The sequence below is a fragment of the Streptomyces sp. NPDC000348 genome (assembly GCF_042898795.1).
Taxonomy (GTDB): domain Bacteria; phylum Actinomycetota; class Actinomycetes; order Streptomycetales; family Streptomycetaceae; genus Streptomyces.
This window is the reverse complement of the sequence record NZ_JBIAZD010000014.1, coordinates 54,841-79,812: the sequence shown is the minus strand read 5'-3', so window position 1 is coordinate 79,812 and position 24,972 is coordinate 54,841. Positions and strand designations below refer to the sequence as shown.

The 24,972-nt window shown below is 73.9% G+C and carries 23 protein-coding genes and 2 pseudogenes; 13 read left to right on the top strand and 12 right to left on the bottom strand.

Annotated elements, in window-relative coordinates; all coding sequences use genetic code 11:
• Positions 1 to 220: 220 nt before the first annotated feature.
• From ACFY3N_RS25555 to ACFY3N_RS25540, 4 genes and pseudogenes are all read left to right on the top strand, one after another.
• On the top strand, positions 221 to 463 hold the full coding sequence (locus tag ACFY3N_RS25555) for a DUF397 domain-containing protein (protein WP_390819048.1): 243 nt from the start codon (positions 221 to 223) through the stop codon (positions 461 to 463).
• Positions 464 to 599: 136 nt separating this feature from the next.
• Positions 600 to 1,502, top strand: coding sequence for a universal stress protein (locus ACFY3N_RS25550; protein ID WP_390819047.1), 903 nt, complete (start codon positions 600 to 602; stop codon positions 1,500 to 1,502).
• 96 nt (positions 1,503 to 1,598) lie between these two features.
• Positions 1,599 to 2,210: pseudogene (locus tag ACFY3N_RS25545) on the top strand (CGNR zinc finger domain-containing protein); the annotation flags it as partial.
• A gap of 60 nt (positions 2,211 to 2,270) precedes the next feature.
• On the top strand, positions 2,271 to 2,768 hold the full coding sequence (locus tag ACFY3N_RS25540; RefSeq protein ID WP_390819166.1) for a hypothetical protein: 498 nt from the start codon (positions 2,271 to 2,273) through the stop codon (positions 2,766 to 2,768).
• A 76-nt stretch (positions 2,769 to 2,844) separates the two neighbouring features.
• On the opposite strand, the gene ACFY3N_RS25535 is transcribed toward ACFY3N_RS25540, so the two are convergent.
• Positions 2,845 to 4,809, bottom strand: a complete 1,965-nt coding sequence (locus ACFY3N_RS25535) for an N-acetylmuramoyl-L-alanine amidase (RefSeq protein WP_390819046.1) — start codon at positions 4,807 to 4,809, stop codon at positions 2,845 to 2,847.
• Between the two features lie 378 nt (positions 4,810 to 5,187).
• Positions 5,188 to 6,300: an aminoglycoside phosphotransferase family protein gene (locus tag ACFY3N_RS25530; RefSeq protein ID WP_390819045.1), complete on the bottom strand. Its 1,113-nt coding sequence runs from the start codon at positions 6,298 to 6,300 to the stop codon at positions 5,188 to 5,190.
• Positions 6,301 to 6,534: 234 nt separating this feature from the next.
• Between ACFY3N_RS25530 and ACFY3N_RS25525 the strand changes: the two genes are divergently transcribed.
• The gene (locus tag ACFY3N_RS25525; RefSeq protein ID WP_390819044.1) at positions 6,535 to 8,025 is read left to right on the top strand and encodes a hypothetical protein; all 1,491 of its coding nucleotides are present in this window, start codon (positions 6,535 to 6,537) and stop codon (positions 8,023 to 8,025) included.
• 27 nt (positions 8,026 to 8,052) lie between these two features.
• On the opposite strand, the gene ACFY3N_RS25520 is transcribed toward ACFY3N_RS25525, so the two are convergent.
• The 3 genes from ACFY3N_RS25520 to ACFY3N_RS25510 form a co-directional block, all read right to left on the bottom strand.
• Positions 8,053 to 9,456 carry a PP2C family protein-serine/threonine phosphatase gene (locus ACFY3N_RS25520; protein WP_390819043.1) on the bottom strand — a complete coding sequence of 468 codons (1,404 nt, stop codon included), beginning with the start codon at positions 9,454 to 9,456 and terminating at the stop codon, positions 8,053 to 8,055.
• Positions 9,457 to 9,747: 291 nt separating this feature from the next.
• Positions 9,748 to 10,842, bottom strand: a complete 1,095-nt coding sequence (locus ACFY3N_RS25515) for a chemotaxis protein (RefSeq protein ID WP_390819042.1) — start codon at positions 10,840 to 10,842, stop codon at positions 9,748 to 9,750.
• A 78-nt stretch (positions 10,843 to 10,920) separates the two neighbouring features.
• Positions 10,921 to 12,522, bottom strand: coding sequence for an alpha/beta hydrolase (locus ACFY3N_RS25510; protein ID WP_390819041.1), 1,602 nt, complete (start codon positions 12,520 to 12,522; stop codon positions 10,921 to 10,923).
• A 297-nt stretch (positions 12,523 to 12,819) separates the two neighbouring features.
• Here ACFY3N_RS25510 and ACFY3N_RS25505 point away from each other — a divergent pair, with 297 nt between their 5' ends.
• Positions 12,820 to 13,452 (top strand): chaplin, encoded by a 633-nt coding sequence (locus ACFY3N_RS25505; RefSeq protein ID WP_390819040.1) that lies wholly within the window; start codon positions 12,820 to 12,822, stop codon positions 13,450 to 13,452.
• A 30-nt stretch (positions 13,453 to 13,482) separates the two neighbouring features.
• Here the strand turns inward: ACFY3N_RS25505 and ACFY3N_RS25500 are convergent, their stop codons facing one another.
• Positions 13,483 to 13,965, bottom strand: a complete 483-nt coding sequence (locus tag ACFY3N_RS25500) for a nucleoside deaminase (protein ID WP_390819039.1) — start codon at positions 13,963 to 13,965, stop codon at positions 13,483 to 13,485.
• A gap of 82 nt (positions 13,966 to 14,047) precedes the next feature.
• Between ACFY3N_RS25500 and ACFY3N_RS25495 the strand changes: the two genes are divergently transcribed.
• The gene (locus tag ACFY3N_RS25495; protein WP_390819038.1) at positions 14,048 to 14,869 is read left to right on the top strand and encodes a GNAT family N-acetyltransferase; all 822 of its coding nucleotides are present in this window, start codon (positions 14,048 to 14,050) and stop codon (positions 14,867 to 14,869) included.
• A gap of 14 nt (positions 14,870 to 14,883) precedes the next feature.
• Here the strand turns inward: ACFY3N_RS25495 and ACFY3N_RS25490 are convergent.
• Together ACFY3N_RS25490 and ACFY3N_RS25485 are read right to left on the bottom strand one after the other, a co-directional pair.
• Positions 14,884 to 14,997, bottom strand: a pseudogene (locus ACFY3N_RS25490) (GlsB/YeaQ/YmgE family stress response membrane protein); the annotation flags it as partial.
• Between the two features lie 134 nt (positions 14,998 to 15,131).
• The gene (locus ACFY3N_RS25485; RefSeq protein WP_390819037.1) at positions 15,132 to 15,572 is read right to left on the bottom strand and encodes an SPW repeat protein; all 441 of its coding nucleotides are present in this window, start codon (positions 15,570 to 15,572) and stop codon (positions 15,132 to 15,134) included.
• A 307-nt stretch (positions 15,573 to 15,879) separates the two neighbouring features.
• Between ACFY3N_RS25485 and ACFY3N_RS25480 the strand changes: the two genes are divergently transcribed.
• From ACFY3N_RS25480 to ACFY3N_RS25465, 4 genes are all read left to right on the top strand, one after another.
• Positions 15,880 to 16,770, top strand: a complete 891-nt coding sequence (locus tag ACFY3N_RS25480; protein WP_390819036.1) for a glycoside hydrolase family 19 protein — start codon at positions 15,880 to 15,882, stop codon at positions 16,768 to 16,770.
• A gap of 103 nt (positions 16,771 to 16,873) precedes the next feature.
• Positions 16,874 to 18,235, top strand: coding sequence for a phospholipase (locus ACFY3N_RS25475; RefSeq protein WP_390819035.1), 1,362 nt, complete (start codon positions 16,874 to 16,876; stop codon positions 18,233 to 18,235).
• A gap of 103 nt (positions 18,236 to 18,338) precedes the next feature.
• Complete coding sequence (locus tag ACFY3N_RS25470; protein ID WP_390819034.1) at positions 18,339 to 18,734, top strand: VOC family protein; 396 nt, start codon at positions 18,339 to 18,341, stop codon at positions 18,732 to 18,734.
• A gap of 46 nt (positions 18,735 to 18,780) precedes the next feature.
• On the top strand, positions 18,781 to 19,851 hold the full coding sequence (locus tag ACFY3N_RS25465; protein ID WP_390819033.1) for an adenosine deaminase: 1,071 nt from the start codon (positions 18,781 to 18,783) through the stop codon (positions 19,849 to 19,851).
• On the opposite strand, the gene ACFY3N_RS25460 is transcribed toward ACFY3N_RS25465, so the two are convergent.
• Entirely contained in the window at positions 19,833 to 20,348 is a 516-nt protein-coding gene (locus ACFY3N_RS25460; protein ID WP_390819032.1) for a DinB family protein, read from the bottom strand. The two genes, ACFY3N_RS25465 and ACFY3N_RS25460, sit on opposite strands and share 19 nt — an antisense overlap.
• A gap of 27 nt (positions 20,349 to 20,375) precedes the next feature.
• Complete coding sequence (locus ACFY3N_RS25455; RefSeq protein WP_390819031.1) at positions 20,376 to 21,260, bottom strand: LysR family transcriptional regulator; 885 nt, start codon at positions 21,258 to 21,260, stop codon at positions 20,376 to 20,378.
• Positions 21,261 to 21,387: 127 nt separating this feature from the next.
• Here ACFY3N_RS25455 and mgrA point away from each other — a divergent pair, with 127 nt between their 5' ends.
• The gene (gene mgrA / locus ACFY3N_RS25450) at positions 21,388 to 22,380 is read left to right on the top strand and encodes an L-glyceraldehyde 3-phosphate reductase (protein WP_390819165.1); all 993 of its coding nucleotides are present in this window, start codon (positions 21,388 to 21,390) and stop codon (positions 22,378 to 22,380) included.
• 41 nt (positions 22,381 to 22,421) lie between these two features.
• On the opposite strand, the gene ACFY3N_RS25445 is transcribed toward mgrA, so the two are convergent.
• Entirely contained in the window at positions 22,422 to 22,793 is a 372-nt protein-coding gene (locus ACFY3N_RS25445) for a nuclear transport factor 2 family protein (RefSeq protein WP_390819030.1), read from the bottom strand.
• Positions 22,794 to 23,132: 339 nt separating this feature from the next.
• On the opposite strand from ACFY3N_RS25445, the gene ACFY3N_RS25440 reads away from it, so the two are divergent.
• On the top strand, positions 23,133 to 23,543 hold the full coding sequence (locus ACFY3N_RS25440; RefSeq protein WP_390819029.1) for a hypothetical protein: 411 nt from the start codon (positions 23,133 to 23,135) through the stop codon (positions 23,541 to 23,543).
• A gap of 92 nt (positions 23,544 to 23,635) precedes the next feature.
• Here the strand turns inward: ACFY3N_RS25440 and ACFY3N_RS25435 are convergent, their stop codons facing one another.
• Positions 23,636 to 24,910 (bottom strand): streptophobe family protein, encoded by a 1,275-nt coding sequence (locus ACFY3N_RS25435; protein WP_390819028.1) that lies wholly within the window; start codon positions 24,908 to 24,910, stop codon positions 23,636 to 23,638.
• Positions 24,911 to 24,972: the final 62 nt, after the last annotated feature.

Here is a 24,972-nt window from a genome sequence, read left to right as displayed (position 1 = left end):
CCTTCCGTGCGGTCCTGCGCCGGCATGGGGAACAGGGCCCGGTGAACGGGCCCGCGCCCACCAGTACGTCGGCACGTCGCCGTGGGTTCAAAGCGGGGCGGCCCGGTTCGGTCCCGCCCGTCCGGCGTCCTCGCGGAAAGGTGCTCCGCGCGGCCTGTCGGCGGCGGGAACCGATCGCTAGGCTGGCCCGCGGACGACGGTAATCGGGAGGAGCACGGACGTGGCCGAGAGCACCACCCAGCAGCGCCCCCTCACGGGCTGGGACAAGCCGGACCTGGACCTCAGCAACGCGCAGTGGCGGTCCAGCAGCGGTGGCCTGGGCGATGTCCAGATCGCCTTCGTGGAGGGCTTCATCGCCATGCGCAACAGCGGCAGCCCGGAGAGCCCCTCCCTGATCTTCACCCCCGCCGAGTGGGGCGCCTTCGTGTCCGGAGCGCGGGAGGGGGAGTTCGACCTGACGTGAGCGGCGCCGCCGCCGCGGTGGGTGTTCCGCGCGTTTTTCCGGACACGCGATCAAAAGCGCCGCCCCCGGCCCGCGCCCGAGCCGGGCCGGCCGGGGAAGGCCGAGGCCACAGGTCGTATCCCGGAGGCGAGGAACCATGGACACCCAGCCGGTCGTCGCGGCGGTCGACGGTTCGGACGACAGTCTGCGCGCCCTGGAGTGGGCCCTCGACGCCGCACGCCGGCGCGGGGCCCCGCTGCGGATCGTGCACGTACGCCAGTACGCCCCCTGGACGCAGCCCGAGGTGCTGGCGGCCGGGCCGCCCGGCCCCGACGAGGACCCGGTCCTCGACCGGGTCCGCGGTCACCTGGCGCAGCGGAGCGGCCCGCCCGCCGTCGAGTACGTCGCGCCGGAGGGGGCGCCGGGGGCGCTGCTGCCGGAGGCGGGTGCCACGGCCCGGCTGCTGGTGCTCGGTTCCCGGGGCCGCGGGGGCTTCGCCAGTCTGCTGCTCGGCTCCAACTCCCTGGCCGCGGCCCGCGACGCCGAGTGCCCGGTCGTCGTCGTGCCCCGGCCCGGGCGCGGGGGCGGCGACGAGGCGCCGGCCGGGCCCGGCCGGTCCGTGGTGGTCGGCCTGAACGCCGACAGCCCCGACGAGGCCACGCTCGCCTTCGCCTTCGCGGAGGCGGCGCTGCGCGGTGTCCGGCTGCGGGTCATCGCCGCTTATCCGTGGCCCCTGCAGACCTGGATGCTGCCCGGGGAGATGCCCCCGCCGCGGATCGACCGGGACGCCGTCGAGCACGAGATCCGCGTCCTCGCCGACGGCTTCCTCGCCCCGCACCGCGAACGGCACGCCGGGGTCACCGCCGAGACCGACGTGCTGCCCGGAGACGCGGCCGGCCATCTGGTCGAGGCGTCGCGGGACGCCGGGCTGGTCGTCGTGGGCCGGCACCGCCGCCGCCTGCTGGCGCCCGCCCGGATGATGGGCTCGGTGACCCAGGCGGTGCTGCTGCACGCGGTGAGCCCGGTCGCGGTGATTCCTCCGGCGGCGCCGGAAGAGTGATCCGGAGGGGCCTGCCGAGCCGGAGCGGGGCAGGGGCTGCGCAACTCGGCGCGGCCAAGGCGGCTCATGGGTGCAGGCGAATCCATCGTTGACGGCATGCGGGACTCGATCACCACGGACACCCACCTCGTCCTGGACCTCGCCCTCACCGTCCGTCACGACGGCGACGGCGGGGTCACCGACGACCTGTCCGATCCCACCGCCCTCACCGCCCGGGTGCGCGCGCACCCGGGCATCCTCCTCGGCACGGAGCGCTTCGTCGCCGACGCGGACCACCTCACCGCCGTCCGCGACCTGCGCACCGCCGTGCGCACCGCCGTGCGCACCCTGTTCGCGCACGCCGTCCGCCCGGACGAACCGGGTCCCGCGGACGCGGCCCGCCTGCTGCCCGTCCCCGAGGCGCTGCGCCGGCTGAACGGGGCGGCTGCCCGCACTCCCACCGTCCCCGTCCTGCGGTGGGCCGACGGGGCCGGGCCCGTCGTCCGCCGGCATCCCGTCCCGGACGGCGGGCACGACCTGGCGGCCGTACTCGCCCAGGCCGCGATCGCGTTCCTCACCGGCCCCGACCGCGAGCGCCTCCGCGCCTGTCACGCCCCCCGCTGCGTGCGCTACTTCCTGAAGGGACACCCGCGTCAGGAGTGGTGCGAGCCCTCCCGCGGCAACCGTGCCCGGGTGGCCCGCCACCACGAGCGGCACCGGCGGTCCGGGGAGCAGGGGCGGGTGTCGCCCGACCGTCCGCATCCGGGGCCGGGCACGTACCATGGCGGCATGTCGTTCCTCCGCCGCCGCAGCGCCACGCCCGCCGGGCCCGACTTCGACGTACTGGCCATGGACCCGGGCGACTGGCCCGGCAATCTGGGTGCCGGGCTGCTGCCCGCCCCCGACGGAAGCTGCCAGGGCGTCTTCCTGCGCTACGACCTGTTCGGCGGCCGCGGTCCCGCGATGATCATCGGTAATCTGCCCGAGGGCTCCCCGGCCCGGGACGTCCCGGAGGGCGAGGTCCCCTTCGAGGTCGGGCAGCTGCTGCTGGCGCTGGAGAACGACGAGGAGATCACCGTCGTCGGCACCGAGGACGTGCCGGTGATGCAGGGCGACAACCTGCTGATCGTGCGCCGCGTCAAACTCTCCGAGGGCCGGATCTCCTGCGTGCAGTTCGACCGCAGCGACAACGTCCTGGTGACCATCGCCGCCTGGGACCGCCCCATCACCGACGACCTGTACGCCCTCCTCAAGCCGCTCCCCGCGGAGCTGTTCCAGCAGGGCTGACACCGCCCCCACGGCGCGGGCGCCCCCGGACGTCGACGTCCGGGGGCGCCCTTCGTCGATGTGCCGCCGGCCGCGGCTAGGACGACCGCACCGTCACGTCCGCCGCCCGGACGAAGCCGATCCGGTGGCCGAACTGGATCTCGTAGTACAGGTCCTCGCCCCGCACCACCCGGTGGGACGACTCGTCGAAGGTCACCGCGTAGTAGTACTCGCCGGGCACCTTGCCCCCGGTCACGTACTCCTGGCCCTCGAGCACCGTGTACGGCAGCGGCGACACCGCCTGGACCGGCACGCCCTGAGGGTAGGCGTCCTTCTCCGGGTACGCCCTTCCGTACACCGGCACCGAGGCGAGGCCCTTCCTCGGGGTGACGACCCTGCCCTTCGCGGGCACCGCGGTGGGGTGCTTCCGCGGGTTCTCGAACCAGGCCTTCCGGCCGAGGTACCAGATGGCGGTCCAGTCGCCCCAGCGGTCGGCGACCGCGTACCGCTGGCCCGTGGAGACCCGGGAGGAGAGGTCGTTCACCCCGGTGGTCGGGGCGGAGCCGAGGCCGATGTCCCTGATCAGCGGGGAGTCCACGTCGTGGTCGGAGTAGAGGCGCACCGCGCTCGACCCGTGCGTGGCGCACGGCTCGCCCGCCCGCTCGCAGCCCGTGAAGACCGGGCGGTTGGCCGCGTAGTCGGGCCGGATCGTGACCATGCCGGAGTGCTCGCCGGCGGTGGCCTTCAAGGGCTTGCCCAGCAGTTCGAAGTAGTGCCGCCAGTCCCAGTACGGTCCGGGGTCGGTGTGCATGCCGGGGACGGTGGCGGTGGTCGGCGCCGGCACCGTGTCGTGGCCGAGGACGTGCTGCCGGTCCAGCGGGATGTCGTACTTCCCGGCGAGGTACTTCACCAGCCGGGCCGAGGACCGGTACATCGCCTCGGTGTACCAGGCGTCGGGGTCCGCCAGGAAACCCTCGTGCTCCAGACCGATCGACCCCGCGTTGACGTACCAGTTGCCCGCGTGCCAGGCCACGTCCTTCGCCTTCACGTGCTGGGCGATGTGACCGTCCGTGGAGCGCAGACTGTATTGCCAGGACACATAGGTGGGGTCCTGCACCATGTCGAGGACGCCCTCCCAGGCGCCCTCCGTGTCATGGACGACGATGTACCGGATGCGCTGCGAGGCGGGCCGGTTCCCCAGGTCGTGGTTGCCGTAGTCACCGTCGCCGAACTCCTCGTACGGCGCCGGGATCCACTCGCAGGACACCGTCTTCGGGCACTCCGTCCCGGCGGCGGAGGCGCTGCGCAGTCCGGCGCGCTCCAGCGCCGCGGTGTCGGGTGCCAGGCCCGGGCGGGCGTCCAGGACCACCCGCTGCCCGGCGTCCGTGACCCGTGCCCCGCCGGTGCGGATCACCTGGTACACGTCGTGGGCGTACGCCGCCGCCGACGCGGTGTCGTCCGCACCGGAGAAGAGGGCGACCGCCGCGTACCAGTCCGCGGGGTCGTCGCTCCTCGGCCCGCCCAGCCGGCGCTGGGCCTCGGCCAGCAGGGCGGCGCCGCCCGCCACGTTCGCGGCCGGGTCCTCGCGCAGGCGTTCGGGGCTGAGGCCGGACAGGCGGGCGGCTTCCGGCAGCGTGGTGAGCCGGGCCGGCAGTTCTTCGGTCCGTGCCGCTCGCGCCTCGGGACGTTTCGGCGGGCGGGCCTCGTCGCCGCGCGGGTCCTCCGTGCCGGAGGAGTGGTGGTCGGAGGCGGCGAGCGCGGTGCGGGCGTCCGTGAGGTGCATCGGTCCGTAGCCTCCGGTCACGCTCGGGGCGCCGCCGTGGGCGTCCCAGCGGGACTGGAGGTAGGAGACGCCGAGCAGCACGCTCTGCGGTACGCCGTACTCGGCGGCGGCGGTGGCGAACGCGTGTTGCAGCCGGGTGCTGCTCGAAGGGGCCGGGGCGGGCGCCGCGCCCAGCAGCGGCAGCGTCAGCGCGACCGCGGCGAGGGCGCAGAGGACACCGCGGGCGGCGCGTCTCGGCGGCCCGGCCGTGCGGCGGGGCTCGATGGCGGGTTCTCGCAATGCAGCCTCCTGGGACGATCGGGCACGGTGCGCCGGATGGGGCCGAGCGGTGCGTCAGTCGTACCGGTCAGCCGATAATCCGTCAATCATGCCCAGGAAGGCGTGAATTGCCTTGTCAATCGGGGTGCGCGGGAATTTCGTGGCGGTGGGGCCGGGGCCTGCGGTGCGTCAGTGGTGTACGCCAATGGTGCTGGTCGGGGGGTGTGTGGCACAGCCCGGCGATCGCGGAGTACCCCTGCGCCCACCCTCCCCGCTCTCGACTTCGCTCGAGCGGAGGGACCCCTATGAGCGGGGGACCCCCGTCACCCCTGGGGCGCCCCCAGGCCCTTGAGGCACTGGGGGAGGCGCGACCTTGCCCGCAGCGGCGGTGACGGGGCGTCAGCGGGTGCCCACTGCCGCGCGTACGGCCCGGCGGGCCAGTTGGCAGTCGTCGTGGAGGCGGCGGAGGAGGAGGCGGTGCTCCTCGCCGGACGGGGCCGTGGGAGAGGTGTCCTGCATCGACCGCTGCACGGCCGTCTCGTAGGTACGGATCTCCCGGGTCAGCACCAGCATCAGGTTCACCAGGAAGGCGTCCCGCGAGGCGGGCCCCGCCGACTGGGCGAGCTGGCTGATCTGACGCCGTGCCACCGGCGCGTCCCCCAGCACCGACCACAGCGTCGCCAGGTCGTAGCCCGGCAGGTACCAGCCCGCGTGCTCCCAGTCCACCAGCACCGGACCGGCCGGTGAGATCAGGATGTTCGACAGCAGGGCGTCGCCGTGGCAGAACTGGCCCATGCCCTGCCGCCCGGTCGCCAGCGCGATGCCGTGCAGCAGCTTCTGCAGGTCGCCCAGGTCCCGGTCGGTGAGCAGGCCCAGCTCGTGGTACCGGGAGATACGGGCCGCGTAGTCCAGCGGCGCGTCGAACGTCCCGGCCGGCGGCCGCCAGGAGTTCAGCCGGCAGATCGCGCCGAGTGCCGCTCTGATGTCCGCCCGCGGCGGTGCCTCCACCGGGTGCCGCTGGAGCGCCGCCACCCGGCCGGGCAGCCGCTCGATCACCAGCGTGCCGTTGTCCGGATCCGCCGCGATCAGCCGGGGCGCCCGCACGGGCGGGCGGTGCCGGACGAACGAGCGGTATGCCGCTATTTCGTGACGGATCCGTTCGCTCCACGCGGGGGAGTGGTCCAGTAAGCACTTGGCGACCGCGGTGCTCCGGCCGGTGGTGCCGACCAGCAGGACGGACCGGCCGGAGCGGCGCAGCACCTGGACCGGCGCGAACTCCGGGCAGATCCGGTGCACCGACGCGATCGCCGCGCGCAACTGGGCGCCCTGCGGCCCGGACAGGTCGAGCCTCCCGCTGAGCGGCTGGGTGCCCGGTCCCGCGGTGCGCCGTGTGTTGCCCGCGCCGAGCACGGGGTTCGCCGGGCGCGCGGGGGCGAGGTAGGGGCCGCTGTCCGACGGACGGGGGCGCAGCGGCCGGGGCGGAGCGGACACGGAGGACGATGCTGCGTACATGGGTGATACAGATCCCTTCGTGTGCCTGCGACGTCAGCGCACCACCCGGCCCGGCCGCCCGGGCGCACCCTGGGGAATGTCCCTGTGGCGACGGGGTCGTGGTGGCGCGTTCCTACTCGACACCCGATGGCCCCTGGCACACCATCTGGCGCACCCTGGCGAACCCTGGCGAATAGTCGCCCGGCAACCCGCACCGGGCTACTGTCAACTCAGCCGAGAACCTGGGGGCTTGACGTGAGCGGACAACCCAACACCCGGCTCTCGGACCTGTTCGGCCTGGCCGGCTGGTCCAAGGGCGAACTCGCGAGGCTGGTCAACCGGCAGGCGGCGGCCATGGGCCATCCCCAGCTGGCGACCGACACCTCCCGGGTGCGGCGCTGGATCGACATGGGAGAGATCCCGCGCGATCCCGTACCGCGGGTGCTGGCGGCCCTGTTCACCGAGCGTCTCGGCCGTGTCGTGACCATCGAGGACCTCGGTCTGGTCCGGCACGGGCGTACGGGGAAACGGCCACGCCCCGGGAGTGCGGAACATCCCGACGGAGTGCCGTGGGCGCCCGAGCGGACAGCCGAGGTCCTCACCGAATTCACGGGAATGGACCTCATGCTCAACCGACGCGGCCTGGTGGGCGCGGGCGCCGCGCTCACCGCGGGCTCCGCACTCAGCAGCGCCATGCACGACTGGCTGCACACCGATCCGGCCCTGACCGCCGACGCTCCCCGACTCGACGACCCCCTGCGCGCCGACCCCGCCGGGTTCGACCGTTACGAGGCCGCACCGATCGGCTCGCAGGAGATCGAGGAACTGGAGCGCTCCGTGGAGGTGTTCCGCGCCTGGGACGCCGCCCGGGGCGGCGGTCTCCAGCGCAAGGCGGTGGTCGGCCAGCTCAACGAGGTGGGCGGCATCCTCGCCTACCACCACCCACCCCATCTCCAGCGGCGCCTGTGGGGCGTCGCCGCCAACCTCGCCGTCCTCGCGGGCTGGATGTCGCACGACGTCGGCATGGAACCCACGGCCCAGAAGTACTTCGTGATCGCCGCCCACGCGGCCCGGGAGGGCGGCGACCGGCCGCGCGCCGGCGAGGCACTCTCCCGGGCGGCCCGCCAGATGGTGCACCTGGGCCGTCCCGACGAGGCGATGGACCTGATGAAACTCGCCCAGTCCGGCTCGGGCGAGGAGGTCCTGCCGCGCACCCGCGCCATGTTCCACACCATCGAGGCCTGGGCGCAGGCGTCCATGGGCAAGGGCCAGGCGATGCGCCGCACCCTGGGCCGGGCGGAGGACCTGTTCGTCTCCGACAAGGGGGACGTGCCGCCGCCGAACTGGATGCAGCTGTTCAACGAGGCGGACCTGTACGGCATGCAGGCCCTGGCCTACCGGACGCTCGCGGAGTTCGAGCCGGACGCGGCCGCGCACGCCCAGCACTACGCGGACAAGGCGCTGGCGCTGCGGGTCGAGGCGCAGCAGCGGTCGAAGATCTTCGACTTCCTGTCCATGGCCTCCGCGTGCTTCATCGCCGACGACCCCGAACAGGCGGACCGGTTCGCGCGTCTCGCCCTGGTGTCGATGGGCCAGAACTCCTCGCGCCGCACCTGGGACCGGCTGCGCCAGATGTACCGGCTCACCGCCGAGTACGCCTCGTACCCGAGGATCCAGGAACTCAGGGAGGAGATCGAACTGGTGCTGCCCAGGCCCAGGGGCAAGGGCGGCAGCGCCCAGGCGTGAGGGCGGCCCGGCCCGTGGGCCCGCTCGCTACGGGGCGACCCGGGCGACGAGCACACAGGCGGTGTCGTCGCGCTCCCGCCCGCCGAACTCCTCCGCGACCGCCCGGACGCACTCCTGCGCGGTGCGGGCGGCGGCGAAGTGCGGGGCCAGTTCCAGCAGACGGTGCGCGGCCGTGGTTCCGGCCTGCCCGGGCACCAGCCCGTCGGTGTGCAGCAGCAGCACGTCGCCGGCCTCGAGGGTCTCCTCGGACTGTCCGTAGGAGGCGCCCAGGACGGCGCCGAGCAGTACGCCGTCCGGCGCGTCCAGCGCCCGCCCCGTCCCGCCGCGGAACAGCAGCGGGGCGGGGTGTCCGGCCCGCGCCCACAGCAGTGAGCGGGTCACGGGCCGGTAGCGCAGACAGACGGCGCTGCCCAGGGCGGGCTGCGCGGTGGTGTCCAGCAACCGGTTGAGGCAGGCCAGCAGCGGCCCCGGCGCGGTCCCGGTCATCGCCATGCCGCGCACGGCGCCGAGCAGCATCGCCCTGCCCGAGGCCGTGCCGACGCCGTGACCGGTCAGGTCGCCGACGCTGAGGAACGTCGTACCGTCGGGCAGTTCCAGGGCGTCGTACCAGTCGCCGCCGATGTGTGCGTGCGTCGACGGCGGCAGGTGGGCCGCGGCGAGGTCGAGGGCCCCCGGGCCGGTCCGCGGGAGCCGCAGGGGGCCGTGCCACGTCGGCAGCACGGCCTCCCGCAGCTCGACCGCGAGCCGGTGCTCGGCCCGCGCGGCGGCGTGCCGCCGGCGGTGCAGCGAGTCACGGGTCTCGCTCACCGCCCGTCGGCAGCGGCGCAGTTCGCTGACGTCGCGCAGCACCGCCCACATCGAGGCGGTGCTGCCGTCGGCACCGAGCACCGGTTCGCCCATCATGTGCACGGTCCGTACGCCGTCGTCCGGGCGCACGACGCGGAACTCCCCGTCGACGGGCCGGGCGTCGACGAGACAGTCCGTGACCATCGCGGTCAGTCTGGGCCGGTCCTCCTCGAACACCAGTGAGGGCAGTTCGTCGAGGGTGAGCGGCGCGGCGGCCGGGTCACGGCCCAGGATCCGGTACAGCTCCCCGGACCAGCGCACCTCGTCCGTGAGCAGGTCCCACTCCGCGCTGCCGACCCGGCCGAGCGGGGAGTCGTGCCGCGGCGCGGACGCCGGACCCGGCACGGGCAGCGGTTCGTCCCGCAGTTGCGCCAGGTGCCGCCCCAGATCGTCCAGCTGGTGCAGCGCCAGGTCGTACAGCGCGCGCCGCCAGCGTTCCCCCGGGTCCGCCGCGCCGGCCGGGCTGTTCCGGCGCACGGCGTCCACCTCGCCCTTGAGCCGCCGGGTCTGCGAGATGAGAGCGTCGACCGGGCCGTGTCCCGGTGGCTGGGCGGCGGGGCGGTCCGCGGAGAGGTGGGACGGCATGACGCACTCCGATGCGGGGACGGTACGGCCTTCAGGCGGAGGGACCGTTACGACTGTCGCACAGCCCGCGACGGTCCGTGAGGGATTCGGCAACACACGATAAGGCGGTGCCCATGGCATATGCCACCGTCTCCGCCGGGTTACCCGCGGGAATACGTCGGAGGCACCCCGGGCGTCTCAACTCCCATGGTACGCAAGTGATATGACGCACCGTCGGTCACCCGCCACCACTCATCCGCACGTTCGACGGACATGTGTTCGCGTGCGAGTGACCGGTGGGTCGCCCCGTCCTCAGTAGCGCAGCACCGCCGCCATCCCGTCCGCGTCCCCGAGCGCGCCGTCCGGGACGAAGCGGACCTCGGCGCCGGTCTCCAGGCACTGCTCGACGATCTCGTCCACGATGTCCGCGCGGACGTCCAGGTCGCCGTCCTCGGCGACGACCAGATGGTCGCCGGTGTCGCGGACCGTGATCCGGTAGTTCTCCTCCACGGCCAGCAGCCTGACCCGGCCCTCCCGGGCGCTCTGCCACAGCTCGTCGACGCCGGCCGCGAACTCCTTGCGCCCCCGGGCCGAGTCCAGCGCGCGGGCCACGTCCTCGGTGCTCTTGCGGGCCCGGTCCTCGAGCGCCGGCCCCACGGCCTGCCACACCGCCTCGGGCGTGCCGTGCGCCAGCCCGCCGTGCGGGACCTGCACGGCGTCCCCGGCCACGCTGCCGGCCTCGCACAGCAGGGACAGGGCGGCGGGATCACCGGTGACGTACAACGGCCGCGGGTGGTCGCGCAGCAGCTTCCCCATGGCGGTGTCCGCCTCGCGCAGGAACCGGCGGGTGTCCTCGTCCCGGAAGTTGCCCGGCTGGTCGCCGATCCACTCCTGCCGCTCCGGGTCGAAGTTCGGCTCCTCACGGATCAGCGGGAAGCCGCCGGCGCGCTCCTCGGTCACCCGGTCCACGCCGCCGCTCCACAGGGTGGCCCGGTCGGCGGACACGGAGAGCACCCAGAACGGCTGCTCCGCCGTGTGGGCGGAGACGAGGTTGCGGGTCAGGAAGGTGTCGGAGAGGACGATGCGCTCGGGCACGGTGCGGGCGAGCGACCACACCTGGTGCTCGCCCGGCGCGGCGAAGATGGCCAGGCCGTCCTCGGAGTGCGCCAGATCGACCTCGGCCAGGGCCCGGTCCAGGTGCAGGGCCACGTCGGCGCGCCGGTCCCGGGTGACCGCGGGATCGGCCTCCAGCCTCTTCTTGGCCTCGGCCACCGCGTTGCGCAGCCGGACGGCGTCCTGGGCGCTGAGGGGATCGCGCCGGTGGGTCGGCGTCAGCACGGACACCGCCGGGTAGGGACGCGGGCGACGAAGCCCGGCAAGGGTTGCGGGACTCAGATCGTGCTCCATGACAGCACCATAGGGCGGATCCGCCGATGGGGCATTCGGGGCACATTCACCCGCACGTCACCGGGGCCGGGCGGCCGCTCAGGGGCGGCTGTCGTCCTCCGGTCCGCAGGAACTGCCGCTGCGCGGCAGGGAGCCGTAGAGCAGGAAGTCGTCGACCTTGCGGTGGACGCACTCGGACGCCCCGTAGCCGGTGTGCCCCTCGGCCCGGTTGTCCAGCACCACGGCGGAGGGGCCGAGCCGCTCGGCCGTCTCCACCGTCCAGCGGTACGGCGTGGCCGGGTCGCCCCGGGTGCCGACTAGCAGCATTTTCGGCGTGTCGAGGTACTTGACCCGCTCGCGGATGTAGTCGGTCCCCCTGGGGCGGCCGTAGCACAGCACCACCTGGGCGAGCCGGTACGGCCCGAAGACCGGCGAGGCCTCCTCGTAGGCGCCGCGCAGCCGGGCCAGGTCCCGGGTCAGCCGTTCGGCGTCCGGGCGGTCGGGGTCGTCCGCGCAGTTCACCGCCATCAGCGCCGCCGGCAGGTTGTCCAGGGGCACGTCCTCCTCGTCGACGAGGGGGTGGTCGTCCCGGTGCGGCACGGGCAGCGCCACCCCTCCGGTCGCGAGGGCCTCCACTCCGCGGGTGTCCCCGTCCTCCATCAGCTGGGCGAGCGCCCGCTGCAGCAGCGGCCACGCCTCCTTGGTGTAGAGACCCTGCCCGATGGCGGCGGCCAGGTCCTGGCCGGAGAACTCGTAACCGAATTCGGTCGGCACCGGGTTCTCGTCGAGCGAGTCGACCAGCTCCACGACCTGTGTGCGGGCCGCGCGCGCGTCCTGCCCGAACGGACAGGCGAGATCCTCGGTGCACCACGTGAGGAAGTTGTCCAGCGCGGTCTGCTGCCCCCGGGCACTGGCCAGCCCCTGCTCGGCCAGCGGCTCGGTCAGCGTGTCCACGCCGTCCAGCGCCATGCGGCCGACCTTCTCGGGGAACCGGGCGGCGTACACGGCGCCGAGCCGGGTCCCGTACGAGAACCCCAGGTAGTTGAGCTTCTCGTCGCCGAGCGCCTGGCGCATCACGTCCAGGTCGTGGGCGACGTCCACGGTGCCGATGTGCTCGAGGACCGGGCCCGAGTGCTCGGCGCACTCGGCGGCCACCTCGCGCAGCTTGCGCAGCGTCTCGCGCGGATCCGCCATCTCCTCGCCGCCGGTGGCCTCCAGCGCCTGATCGGTGGCGTCGGCGCCGCAGCTGACCGGTGCGGAACGGCCGACGCCCCGCGGGTCGAAGGAGACCACGTCGTACTCCTCGGTCAGGCCGAGGAAGTCGTCGCGGTTGTGGGCGAGGCCCATCACCCCCGAACCGCCCGGGCCGCCGAAGTTCAGCAGCACCGAGCCCCGCGGGTCGCCGGAGGCGCGGTAGCGGGCGAGGGCCAGTTCGAGGGTGCCCTCGTCGGGCTTCGCGTAGTCGAGCGGCACGGTGACCGTCCCGCACTGCATGTCCTCGGGCAGGTCCGTGCCCTCGCAGGCCGCCCACGTGATCTTCTGGTCGTAGAACCGGTCGAGGCCGGGATCCGTCCGGCCGGTGGCCGTCAGCCCCGTAGCCAGCAGGACCAGTCCGACCGCCCCGGTCGCCGCGCAGCGCCGGACCGGGGGCCGCACCGCACAGCGCCGGGCCGAGAGTCGCTCCGACAGCTTGGCCAGCATCGATGCCTCCAGGGACGCCCCGACCGGCGCCCTCGCCCACCATAAGCGGGCCCCGGGGCTCCCGCCCGTCGGCCCCGCGGCGGCCCGCCGGGCGCCCCGGTCCGGTGTCCGGCCGCCACGAGTTCGACGGCCTTTGCCCGGGGTTCGAGCGGCGGGACGCCCGATGGGGTGAACCGGCTGCGGCATACGGAGGAGCCATAACCCGGATGCCGCAGCCGCGTTCTCCCCGGTGCGGGCGAACGCCCGCGACCATCTCTGGAAGGCAGGGAACCGATGAAACGGGTTACCCGAAACGGTGTGATCGCCGTCGCCGCGGCGTCGGGCGCGATGGCCGTGGCGGCACCGGCGTACGCCGGTGCCGGGGCGGAGGGCGTCGCGGCCGGTTCGCCCGGCGTGGGGTCCGGGAACACCCTCCAGCTCCCGGCGCACGTCCCGGTGAACGTGTGCGGGAACACGGTGAACGTGGTGGGCCTGCTCAACCCCGCCGTGGGCAACACCTGCGTCAACGAGGACACGGCCGGGCAGCAGGCCGATTCCTCGGCGTCCTCGGCGTCCTCCGCCGGTGCGGCGGCCGGGAGCGGGACGCACGACTCGCCGGGCGTGGTGTCCGGCAACGGGGTGCAGCTGCCGGTGCACGTCCCGGTGAACGTCAGCGGGAACAGCGTGAACGTGGTCGGCGCCGGCAACGCGTCGGCCGGCAACACCTCCACGAACACCTCCGGGGAGCGGCCCGGCCGCCCGGCCCGGCCCGCGCCCGCCGCGCCGCCGCGCACCCTCCCCGATCCGGCGCCGCACGCGGACCCGCCGCACACCGCCGCCCTCGCCGACACGGGCGCCGACCGGACGCTCCCGGTCCTCGGCGCCGGCGCCGCGCTCTTCCTGGGCGGAGTCGCCCTGTACCGCCGCGCCCGCCTGCGGACGTACGGCTGAACCGCCCGGCACAACGGCCGGCCCCGCGGGTCAGCCGCGTCCGCGGTGGAACCGCCGGTGCAACTCCCTGACCTCCTCCGCCAGTCCGGGGACGGGGCCGGCCACGCTCACACCCGGGGCGATCTCGGCGACGGGCAGCGTCCGCACCGGCGGGGCGGGCACCCCCAGCTCGGTGAGCCAGGACGCCAGCTGCTCGGAGGAGGCGACGTACACGATGCGCCCGAGGCCCACCCAGGCGTGGGCGGCGCACATCGGGCAGTGCTCGCCGGAGGTGTACACCGTGGCCGCGGCCCGTTCCCCGGGGGTCATGCGGGCGGCCGACCAGCGGGCCGGCTCGAACTCGGGGTGCCGGGTGCGGTCCCCGGAGGCCACGCGGTTGTGGTCCTCGGCGAGCACGGTGCCGTCCCCGGCCACGAGCACCGAACCGAACGGCTCGTCCCCGGACTCCAGCGCCTCGGCCGCCAGTTCCACACAGCGCCGCAGATACGGCAGTTCCTCGTCCCGCACGACCACGGTCCGGCCTCCTCACGACGCTCGACCGACGGCCACCCTAATTCCCTTGCCCCGGGTGGCGCGCCGTGGTGGGGTCCGGTGCATGGATCAAGCCGCTGTACTCGCCCTGTTCGACCGTGAGATGCGCGAGGGGGCGCGGCCCGACGGCCCCGGCGCGGACGTGGAGCGCGTCGGCGCCGTGGTGCGCCAGCGGGGCCCCGCGCACGGCTGGAACGGTGTCGTCTGGTCCGCCCTGGAGGCGGCGGACGCGGACGCCGCGATCGCGGAACAGATCGCGTACTTCACCGGACTCGGCCACGGGTTCGAGTGGAAGCTGTACGGACACGACCTGCCGGCGGACCTCGGGCGGCGGCTCGTGGCGGCCGGATTCGTCCCCGAACCGGTCGAGACGCTCATGGTCGGCGAGGTCGCCGGTCTCACCCTCGACACGGAGCCGCCCGAGGGCGTCCGCATCGTGCCGGTCACCGACCGGACGGGCGCCGACCTGGTGGCCGATGTGCACGAGAGGGCGTTCGGCGCCGACGCGTCCGGGCTCCGCCGGCACCTGTACGACCGGCTCGCCGCCGATGACGCCGGCACCGTCGTCGCCGTGGTGGCCCTGGCCGGTGACGAACCGGTGAGCGCGGCCCGGATGGAGCTGGTGCCGGGCGCCTCGTTCGCCGGGCTGTGGGGCGGCGGCACCGTACGGCACTGGCGGGGACGGGGCGTCTACCGCGCGCTGGTGGCCCACCGGGCCCGGGTCGCGGCCGACCGCGGCTACCGCTACCTCCAGGTCGACGCCTCCGGCCGGAGCCGGCCCATCCTCGAACGCCTCGGCTTCACCCCGCTGACGACGACCACGCCGTACGTGTACGTGCCCGTGCGGCGGGACGGTGACGCGGCGGCACCCGGCGAGCCCCGGTGAGCGGACAGCTCCTTGACGCCGACGGGAATCGTCCGGAAGGCCCCGACGCGCTGACGCCCCGGGACCACGAGCCGGCCCGGCACACCGGTGACGACACCGGTGACGAGGGCGCCGGTGGTGCCGTCGATCTCCCTCTCGCCCTTCTTCTCCCGGCCTCCGCCGTACTGCGTGTGCGCCCCGGCCGCCGGGACGGTCCGCCCGGACGCGAAAGGGCCGGTCCGCGGCCGACGCGGACCGGCGCTCCGCTCCTTTCGCGGCTTCACTAGGGCCGGCGGGCGCTCCTGACGGCCGTGGCGGCACAGGCCGTACCCAGGATCACGGTGAGGGCGCCGATGACGACGTTGTTCCAGATCACGCCGGCGTCGGGGCCGTCGCCGACGATCCACGGCGAGATGATCATCCATATGCCCAGGGCGCACATGGCCCCGCTGAGGCCGTACATGCGCGCCGGGGCCGCGGTGAACCCCAGGGCGAGCAGACCGATCGCGATGCCCACGATCAGGTTGTGGACCACGAGGGAGGGCTGGCTCGTCGTGTAGTGGAGTATCCACGGGGACACCGCACAGTAGAGACCGAGCAGGAACACCGGTCCGTCCACGAGGGCCACGTCGCGGCCGCCGAGCATACGGGCGTACCGTTCCCGCATCTCGGGAGCATCGGGGTGGCTTGTGATGTCACCGCGCGGGTGCGAGACGTCGGCCATGGGTCGTCTCCTTCGACTAGCAGGTCTGACCGCTTCTGGTGCGGTGTGCGGTAAGAGCCGCGTAAGTCCATTCTGCTCTTATTTTCCCTTTATGTGTAGGGCTCGCGGGAGGGTCGGGCCCGTCTGCGGCACGGTGACTGGTCTAAACCCTTGACTGGTACATACCAAAGCGGTTGAGTGTGCTCCCACACCCCCCACCACGGCCGCCCCCACTGCCGTGACCGGCCCCGCCGGTATGTGCGGGCGAGGTCCCGCTCCGGCATGTCCTCGTCCGGGAGCGGCCGCGTTCCGCGAAGGAGTTGTCCCCTTGTCGAGAAGACGCATCGCCGCCGTGACCGCCGCCCTCGTCCTCGCCGCCGGCGCCCCGGTGCTGCTCCCCGCCGCCACCGCCTCCGCCGCCTCGTGCTCCGGTTATCCGAACTGGGTGGCCGGGAGGTCGTACAACGCCGGTGACATCGTGCGCTACACCGACGGCCGGGCGTACATCGCCGAGCACGCCAATCCGGGGTACGACCCGGTCATCAGCACCTGGTACTGGGAGCCGTACGCCTGTGACAACGGCCCCGGAACGCCCGTCGGCACCTTCGTCGTGACCGAGGCGCAGTTCAACCAGATGTTCCCGAACCGGAACCCCTTCTACACCTACAGCGGGCTCACCGCGGCGCTGAGCGCCTACCCCGGTTTCGCCAACACCGGCAGCGACACGGTGAAGAGGCAGGAGGCCGCCGCCTTCCTGGCCAACGTCGGTCACGAGACCGGCGGCCTGGTGCACGTGGTGGAGCAGAACACCGCCAACTACCCGCACTACTGCGACTGGGGGCAGCCGTACGGCTGTCCGGCCGGGCAGGCCGCGTACTACGGGCGCGGACCGATCCAGCTGAGCTGGAACTTCAACTACAAGGCGGCGGGCGACGCACTCGGCATCGACCTCCTGGGCAACCCCTGGCTGGTGCAGAACGACGCGGCCGTGGCCTGGAAGACGGCGCTGTGGTACTGGAACACCCAGTCCGGCCCGGGGACCATGACCCCGCACAACGCCATGGTCGGCCAGGCCGGTTTCGGCCAGACGATCCGCAGCATCAACGGCTCCCTCGAGTGCGACGGCCGCAACCCGGCGCAGGTGCAGAGCAGGGTGAGCGCGTACCAGCGGTTCACCCAGATCCTCGGAACGTCACCCGGCGGCAACCTGTACTGCTGACGCCCGGCCGTTCGGCATGGTGTCATGCACCTGACTTAAACCCCGGGCCACGGCCCGCGCACCGCACGTGCGCGGGCCGTCCCTCGGACGAAGGGCAGCCGCCATGCGCACCCCCCACGCCCTGCTCGCCACGACCGTCACGGCCGCCGCGCTGGCCGCGACGGCCGTGGCACCCGTACCCGCCGCGGCGGCTCCGCCGTCCGGCGTCCACTACGTCCAGAGCGCGACGACCGGACTGAACGCCGCCGACGCCTCCGGGGCGGTCGAGCAGCACAGGCCGCGCGGCGACGAGGACCGTCAGCGGTGGAACCTGCGCGCCGACGGCACCCTGGAGAACACCGACAGCCCCGGCACCTGCCTCGGCCGCACCGGCGACCGGGCCCGGACCGTCGCCTGCGCGAGCCCGGAGGCGCGCTGGGAGATCGCCTCCGCGGGCGCGGACCGCTTCACGCTCACCGTCCCCGGCACCGACCGCCGCCTCACCGTCACCCCGAAACCCCCCGGTGCCAATTTTCCCGCCCCGCTCGCCGTCGGCGGCGGTACGGGCGACCTCGCCACCTGGTACCTGACCCCGGTCGACCCGGTGACCCGTCCCCTGCCGCCGCGGGACCAACGCACCCTGGACCAGGTCACCTTCCTCACCGCCCACAACGCCTACGCCAACGGCGTCGACGGCGGCTTCGCCCCGCCCTTCATCGACCTCTTCCCCAACCAGAACCGGGGAATCGAACGCCAACTCGCCGACGGGGTCCGCGGATTCATGCTGGACATCCACCAGACCCCGGACGGCGCGATCCTCTGCCACAACAGCTGCACCCTGGTCAGCAGGCCCGTCGCCCTGTGGGTGGACCTCCAGCGGATCGTCGACTTCCTGCGCGCCCACCCCGACCAGTTCGTCACCGTCTTCCTGGAGGACTACGTCGACCCGGGCGTCCTGCGCGCCGAACTCGCCCGCGTCCAGGGGCTGTCGGACGTGCTCTACCGGCCCGACCGCACCGGTGTCCGGGAGAACGGCTGGCCGGCCATGGGGCAGCTGGCCGCCGCCGGGCAGCGGCTGCTGATCTTCACCGACCGCAGCCGCGCCGCAGACCGGGCCGCCGGAACGACCCGGGACACCTTCGGTGTCATGTACCAGCGCGAGTGGACCGTCGAGAACCACTGGTCCATGGGCCCGGGCGTCGGTGCCTCCGACTGGTCCTGCTCCAGCCGCTGGTACGACGCGGGCACCAACATCCCGCTGACCCGTACCGAGCCGGGCTTCCGCCCCCTGTTCGTCATGAACCACTTCCGGGACACCACGATCACCTCCACGGCCGGCACGGACAACTCCAAGCTCGCCGACCGCGCCCGCCGGTTCTGCCGGCCGGCCGCCCGCAAGAAGCCCAACTACCTCGCGGTGGACCGCTACGACCTCGGGGACCCCGCGGCCGCCGTCGCCGCCCTGAACACCTACGCGTACCCCTAGCCGCCCCGCCGGTCCCGCTCCGGAGCCCTTCTCGGAGCGGGATTGGCGCGCCCGGCGGTTTTACGTATAACCTCTCCGGTCACTCCCCCTTCGAGAGGTCACGATGAGACGCATCCCCCTGGTCACCCTCGTCGTCGACGACTACGACGAGGCGATCCGCTTCTACACCGGGGCACTCGGTTTCCGGCTCGCCGAGGACTCGCCCCGGCCGGACGGCGGCCGCTGGGTCGTCGTCGAACCGGACGCCGGGCACACCGGCGCGGGGCTGCTGCTCGCCCGCGCCAAGGGGGAGGCCCAGCGTGCCAGGGTCGGTGACCAGACCGGCGGGCGCGTGGGCTTCTTCCTGCACACCGACGACTTCGCCCGCGACCACGCGCGCATGACCGCCGCCGGGGTGACCTTCCTGGAGGAGCCGCGCCACGAGCCGTACGGCTCGGTCGCCGTCTTCCGGGACCTGTACGGCAACCGCTGGGACCTGCTCCAGCCCGCCGTCCCCTGATCCGCTCCGCCTTCCTGTCGAACGACCCGCCGAGGAACGACCACACATGTCATCTACGCGCATGGACGAAGAGACCCTCCGCCGCCTCCCCAAGGCGGTGCTGCACGACCACCTCGACGGCGGTCTGCGCCCCGCGACCGTCGTGGAACTGGCGCAGGCCGTCGGCCACACGCTGCCCACCACCGACCCCGACGAACTCGCCGCCTGGTACGTCGAGGCCGCCAACTCCGGTGACCTGGTCCGCTACATAGCCACCTTCGAGCACACCCTCGCCGTCATGCAGACCCGCGAGGGCCTGCTGCGCACCGCCGAGGAGTACGTGCTCGACCTGGCCGCCGACGGCGTGGTCTACGGCGAGGTGCGCTACGCCCCCGAGCTGAACACCAGGGGCGGGCTGACGATGAGCGAGGTCGTGGAGACCGTCCAGGAGGGCCTCGCCGCCGGCATGGCCAGGGCGGCCGCCGCCGGGACGCCCGTCCGGGTCGGCACCCTGCTCTGCGGCATGCGGATGTTCGACCGGGTCCGCGAGGCCGCCGACCTGGCCGTCGCCTTCCGGGACGCCGGTGTCGTCGGCTTCGACATCGCCGGCGCCGAGGACGGCTTCCCGCCCGCCGACCACCTCGACGCCTTCGCGCACCTGCGCCGCGAGAACGTGCCCTTCACCATCCACGCCGGTGAGGCCCACGGCCTGCCCAGCATCCACCAGGCGCTCCAGGTGTGCGGGGCCCAGCGCATCGGGCACGGGGTGCGCATCACCGAGGACATCGTGGAGGGCAAGCTCGGCCGTCTCGCCGGCTGGGTCCGCGACCGCCGGATCGCGCTGGAGATGTGCCCCACCTCCAACCTCCAGACCGGCGCCGCGACCTCGATCGCCGAGCACCCGATCACCGCGCTGAAGGACCTCGGCTTCCGGGTCACCCTCAACACCGACAACCGTCTCGTCTCGGGCACCACCATGACCCGGGAGATGTCCCTGCTGGCCGAGCAGGCCGGCTGGACGCTGGACGACCTGCGCACGGTGACGGTGAACGCCGTGAAGAGCGCGTTCCTCCCGTTCGACGAGCGCAGCGCCCTCATCCGGGACGTGGTCCTGCCCGGCTACGAGGGCGTGCGCTGAATCAGCCCCCGCGCGTACGCGGCCTGTCCGGCGTGCTGCAGATCGTCGGACAGGACGCTGACCAGCCGTACGCCCAGGGTCACCGGGGGGTCCCAGCGCTCGTCGACGACGCGCTCCAGGTCCTCGGCGGCCAGTGCGCGCAGCGCCCCCAGGGTCTGTTCGTGCACCGCGTCGTGGTAGCCGGTCAGCAGGTCACCGGAGCCGACCCGCACCCCGGCGACCTGCGCCGAGGTGTGGCCGTACCCCGTGTCACCGCGGGGCAGGCCGAGACCCAGGCGTTCCTCCCAGCCCCGGGAGAGCCACACCTGGTCGAGTCCGAAGGCGTCGGCGACGTGGTCGTCCTGGATCCGGGTGAGGTGCCAGACCAGCCAGGCGACGGAGTTCGCGTCGGGGCCGGGCCGGGCGTTGAGCCCGTCGGGGCCGAGGCCCTCGACGGCGGCGTGGACCTCTTCCCGGACGCGGCCGAAGCCGTCGATGAGGATGTCCTTGGCATGCATGCCTCCACCCTCGCGCATCCGCGCGCCTCACGCGCCCCCGTCGTCCAGCAGGGCCATCAGCGCCCGCGCCGCCGGGCTCGTCGCCCGCGGCGACGGCACCAGGGCGACCGTCTCGTACACCGCCTCACCGGTGTCCTTCAGCGGAAGCGCGGTGAGCGCCTCCCGCTTGTGCCGGAAGTGCCGCGGCACGACGGCGACGCCCAGGTTCTCGTCCACCAGGTCGAGCAGGCTGTGCACGTCGTTCACCTCCAGCGCCACCGTGCGCCGCACGCCCGCGGCGGCGAAGGCCGCGTCGGTGGCCCGGCGCGGACCCCAGTCCGGGTGGAAGTCGACGAAGACCTCGTCCGCCAGCCCGTGCGGGGTCAGCGGCGCCCCGGCCCGCGCGAGCCGGTGGTCCGGATGGCACAGCACGGTCATCGGCTCGCTGGTCAGCGGCACCGACCGCAGATGCTCCGGGTCCGCCTCCGTCCGGTAGGCGAAGGCCAGGTCCAGCCGCCCCGCCGCGACCTCCTCCGCCAGCGCGGCCGAGCCCCACTGGCGCAGCCGGATCTCCACGTCCGGGTGGAGCCGGCGGAACGCGGCGAGCAGCTCCGCCACGTTCACCCCGGCGATGCACTGCTCGGTGCCCAGCGCGAGGGTGCCGCGCAGCACGCCCTGCACCGCGGCCACCGCCTCGTGCGCGGCCCGCACCTGGGCGAGGATCCGCGCGGCCTCCGCCAGCAGCGCCCGGCCGGCCTCGGTGAGCGTCACCCTGCGGGTCGTCCGCACGAACAGCGGGGTCTGCAGCTCGCGTTCCAGGGCGCGGATGGACGCGGACAGGCCCGACTGGGAGACCATCAGCCGCTCCGCGGCGCGGGTGAAGTGCTGGTCCTCGGCCACGGCGACGAAGTGCTGGAGGTGACGCAGTTCCATGATTGAGAAGCGTATCCGCTGAATCCCATCGGATTCTTCTGTTGGACCACTGCCCGCAGGTCACGACAGAGTGGACGGGCGGTTCGACGGAGCCGCCGAGACGTGTGCCAACCCCCCTGGAGTCGTGTTGTACACCGCACACCCCGACCGTTACGCGGACATGCCCTACCGGCGCACCGGACGCAGCGGCCTGAAGCTCCCCGCGCTCTCGCTCGGCCTGTGGCACAACTTCGGCCCCGACCGGGCGGCCGAGACCCAGCGCGCCATCCTGCGCCGCGCCTTCGACCTGGGCGTCACCCACTTCGACCTCGCCAACAACTACGGGCCCCCGCCGGGCGCGGCCGAGTCCGCCCTCGGCGAGGCGCTGAAGGCGGACTTCGGGCGGTACCGCGACGAACTGGTGATCTCCACCAAGGCCGGCTATCTGATGTGGCCCGGCCCGTACGGCGAGTGGGGCTCGCGCAAGTACCTGCTGTCCTCGCTGGACCAGAGCCTGGGCCGGATGGGCCTGGACCACGTCGACATCTTCTACTCGCACCGCTTCGACCCTCGGACTCCGCTGGAGGAGACGATGGGCGCGCTGCACTCGGCGGTCCAGCAGGGCAAGGCGCTGTACGTCGGTGTGTCCAACTACTCCGCCGAGCAGACCCGCGAGGCCGCCCGCATCCTCGGTGAGCTGGGCACCCCGCTGCTGATCAACCAGCCGCGCTACTCGATGCTCGACCGCCGCCCGGAGGACGAGGGGCTGATGGACGCCCTGGACGAGCTCCAGGTCGGCTCCATCGCCTACTCCCCGCTGGAGCAGGGCCTGCTGACCGCCCGCTACCTCGACGGCATCCCCGAGGACTCCCGGGCCGCGAGCGACAGCCCCTTCCTGAACACCGACGCCGTCACCGGGGAGCTGGTGGGCCGGCTGCGCGCGCTCGACGAGATCGCCGCCTCGCGCGGTCAGAGCCTGGCGCAGATGGCGCTGTCCTGGGTGCTGCGCGGCGGCCGCCTCACCTCCGCCCTGGTCGGCGCGAGCAGCCCGCGGCAGCTGGAGGACAGCGTCGCGGCCACCCGGAACCTCGACTTCACCGAGGACGAACTGGCCCGCATCGACGCGGTCGTGAAGCAGTAGGAGCACCGGTGGGGGCCGGGCGGCCCCCGGCCCCCACCGGGTCACGCCGCCTCGGGCACCCGGTCCGGGAAGCCGTGCACGGCGCGGACGCGGTCCCCGGCGCCGAGCGTGATCACGGCCGAGCCGGCGACGGGGGCCGAGCCGCCCGCCCGGTTCACCGGCTCCCGGGAGGAGCGCGCGGTGTCGTGGTGGCCGTCGGCGTTCCCCACGAGCCGGAAGGCGAAGCCGGGGAACCGCTCGTGCGCCGCCGCGATCACCGCGGTGATCGCCTCGCGGACGACGGCGTCGGGCAACGGGTCGGCGCAGCGGCCGTCCGCGGTCCGGAGGCCGGCGACGGCCTCGGCGCCGTCGGCGTTCCGGGCCTCGACGCGGCGGGCGACGACGGCGCCGTAGTGGTGGGCGGCTGTGACCATGGCGAATCCTCCGGGGAAGTCGTGCCCGCAAGGCCGGCCGGCGGGTCCCGGTCGCTGCGACCCGGTACGCACACCCTGCCCGCGCCGCCCGGCCGGGGCCGATCGCCTCCGGGGCCATGAGCGGTCCACCGGCCACACCCGTACCGTTTCGGCCAACGGTGTCCGTGAATATGCCAGGAGACTGGCCGGAAACATGTGGTGACAGTGTTTCAGCGGTGAACATACTCGACAGCGAGAGCGCTTCACACCGCGCGACGGCGCCCTCACGCACGGCATGCGAGCCACGAGGCGGGCAGCCGGCCCGGCCCGGCGGGCGAGCGACGCAGCGGGGGAGGGGATGTGCACGACGAATTCCTGTGCCATGTCACCGCGTACGGGGTCTGCGACGGCCGGCGCATCGGCGTACCGCTCGGCACCTACCGGGCGCCCACTCTCGCCCTGGCCCTGTGGTGGCTGCGCGACCGCGCCCTCTGGATCGCCGAGCGCCTCGACCCGCGGCCCGACGCCGAGCACGTGCCGCCGGGGGCACTCGTCCCCGTCGCCGACGGCGTGCCCGACGTACCCGCCGTGCTGCGCACCTGGTGCGGCGACGTCGCCCGGCAGGGGGAGGTGGCCGAGGCGCTCGCCGCCGGACGGATGGTACGCGTCGCCACCGGCGACGACACCACCGAGTACGAACTGCTGGCCGAGTCGGTGGACGCCCTGCGCATGCAGCGCGCCGCCCGCGTCCTCGGAGTCCCGGTCGCCTGACCGCGTCCGTCCCGCCGAAACGGCCCGGCGAGAGGTACGGGAGAGCCGTTCCGGGCCCGGTGGTGGCGCCCGGCCGGTGGCCGGGGAGCCTGTCAGCGGGGCGTTTCGGTGCCGCGCCGGCGGCGCAGCGCCCGGGCCGTCAGTGCCCCCGCGAAGCCGGTGACCAGGCCCCACAGCAGGGCCAGGCCCAGGGCGCTCCACCACCGCGGCCTCAGCAGCACCTGGCCGGAGAAGCCCTCGCCCGGATCGCCGATGCCGAGCACGGACAGGCCGAACCGTGCGGAGATCCGGACCACGAGGCAGATCATCAGCACGGTCAGCGCCAGCGCCACCGCCATGCGCACGGCGTGCTGCCAGGCGCGGACCCGGGCCGGGGACCGCGCCGCCATCACGGACGCGGCGGCCAGCAGCAGCACCGCGTCCACCACCGGCAGCCACCACCACCTCCCGCCGTCGTGCTCGGTGAGCGTGCGCAGGTTCAGCGCCGAGACGCCCGGGGTGCGCAGCACCTCGTCGAGCACCTGCGGCATGGGCAGCCCGAAGGGCCCCTCCACCCTGCCGTCCCAGGTGGCGCCGAGCCCGACGGTCAGCGCCAGCCAGGCCACGTTGGGCAGCCCCAGGAGGATCACGGCGAACGTATCGGCCGGGTGCCCCCGGGTGGCGGCGACGACCAGGGCGATGACGAGGCCGATGACGACGGCGGCCAGCAGCAGCCCCACCATCGCCCGCGCCGCGGGACGCGCCGACCTCTGGAAGCGCAGCGGTCCGGCCGGCAACGGGGGGCAACGGAACACCGCCAGCGCCACCACCAGCACCCCCGCCAGCCAGAGCAGTCCGATGAGGACGGTCGGCGGCACGGCGGTGGAGAAACCCACCACCGGCCTGATCCCGAACAGCTCCCCCAGGTCACCGAGCGGGCCGTCGCCGAGGGAGAGCTCGTACGTGTGCCGCGCGGCGAGCGCGAGACCGAGGACCGCGAACAGCCACAGCGCGGCGATCCTCGCGGCCCACCCGGCCAGCCCGGGCGCCCCGGCGACCGTGCGGCGCCGCAGCGGACGCAGGAAGGACCGGCCGATGACCAGCGCCCCGGTGAGGGTGACGGACAGCGGGACCACCGTCAGACCGCCCTCCGTGCCGGCCAGGTCGCCGGCGTCCCCGGAGAGCTCCACCGTCCCGCCGACGGCCGTGACCACGGTCGCCGCGACCACCTGGGGGAAGGAACCGCCCGGCAGGTCCGTCGCGCCGGCCGCCCAGAGCCCCAGCGCGGCCACCGCGCCCATGGCGATCAGCGCGCCGAGGACCGTGACGAGGGCCTGCGCCCAGCCGTGACGGGCGGCCGGACGGCCGGAAGGGGTGTGTGGGCTCACCTCTGCACGCTAAGCAGCCCCGCCCGCCCCCGCCCGCCGGGAGGTCCGTCCGCGCGGCACGC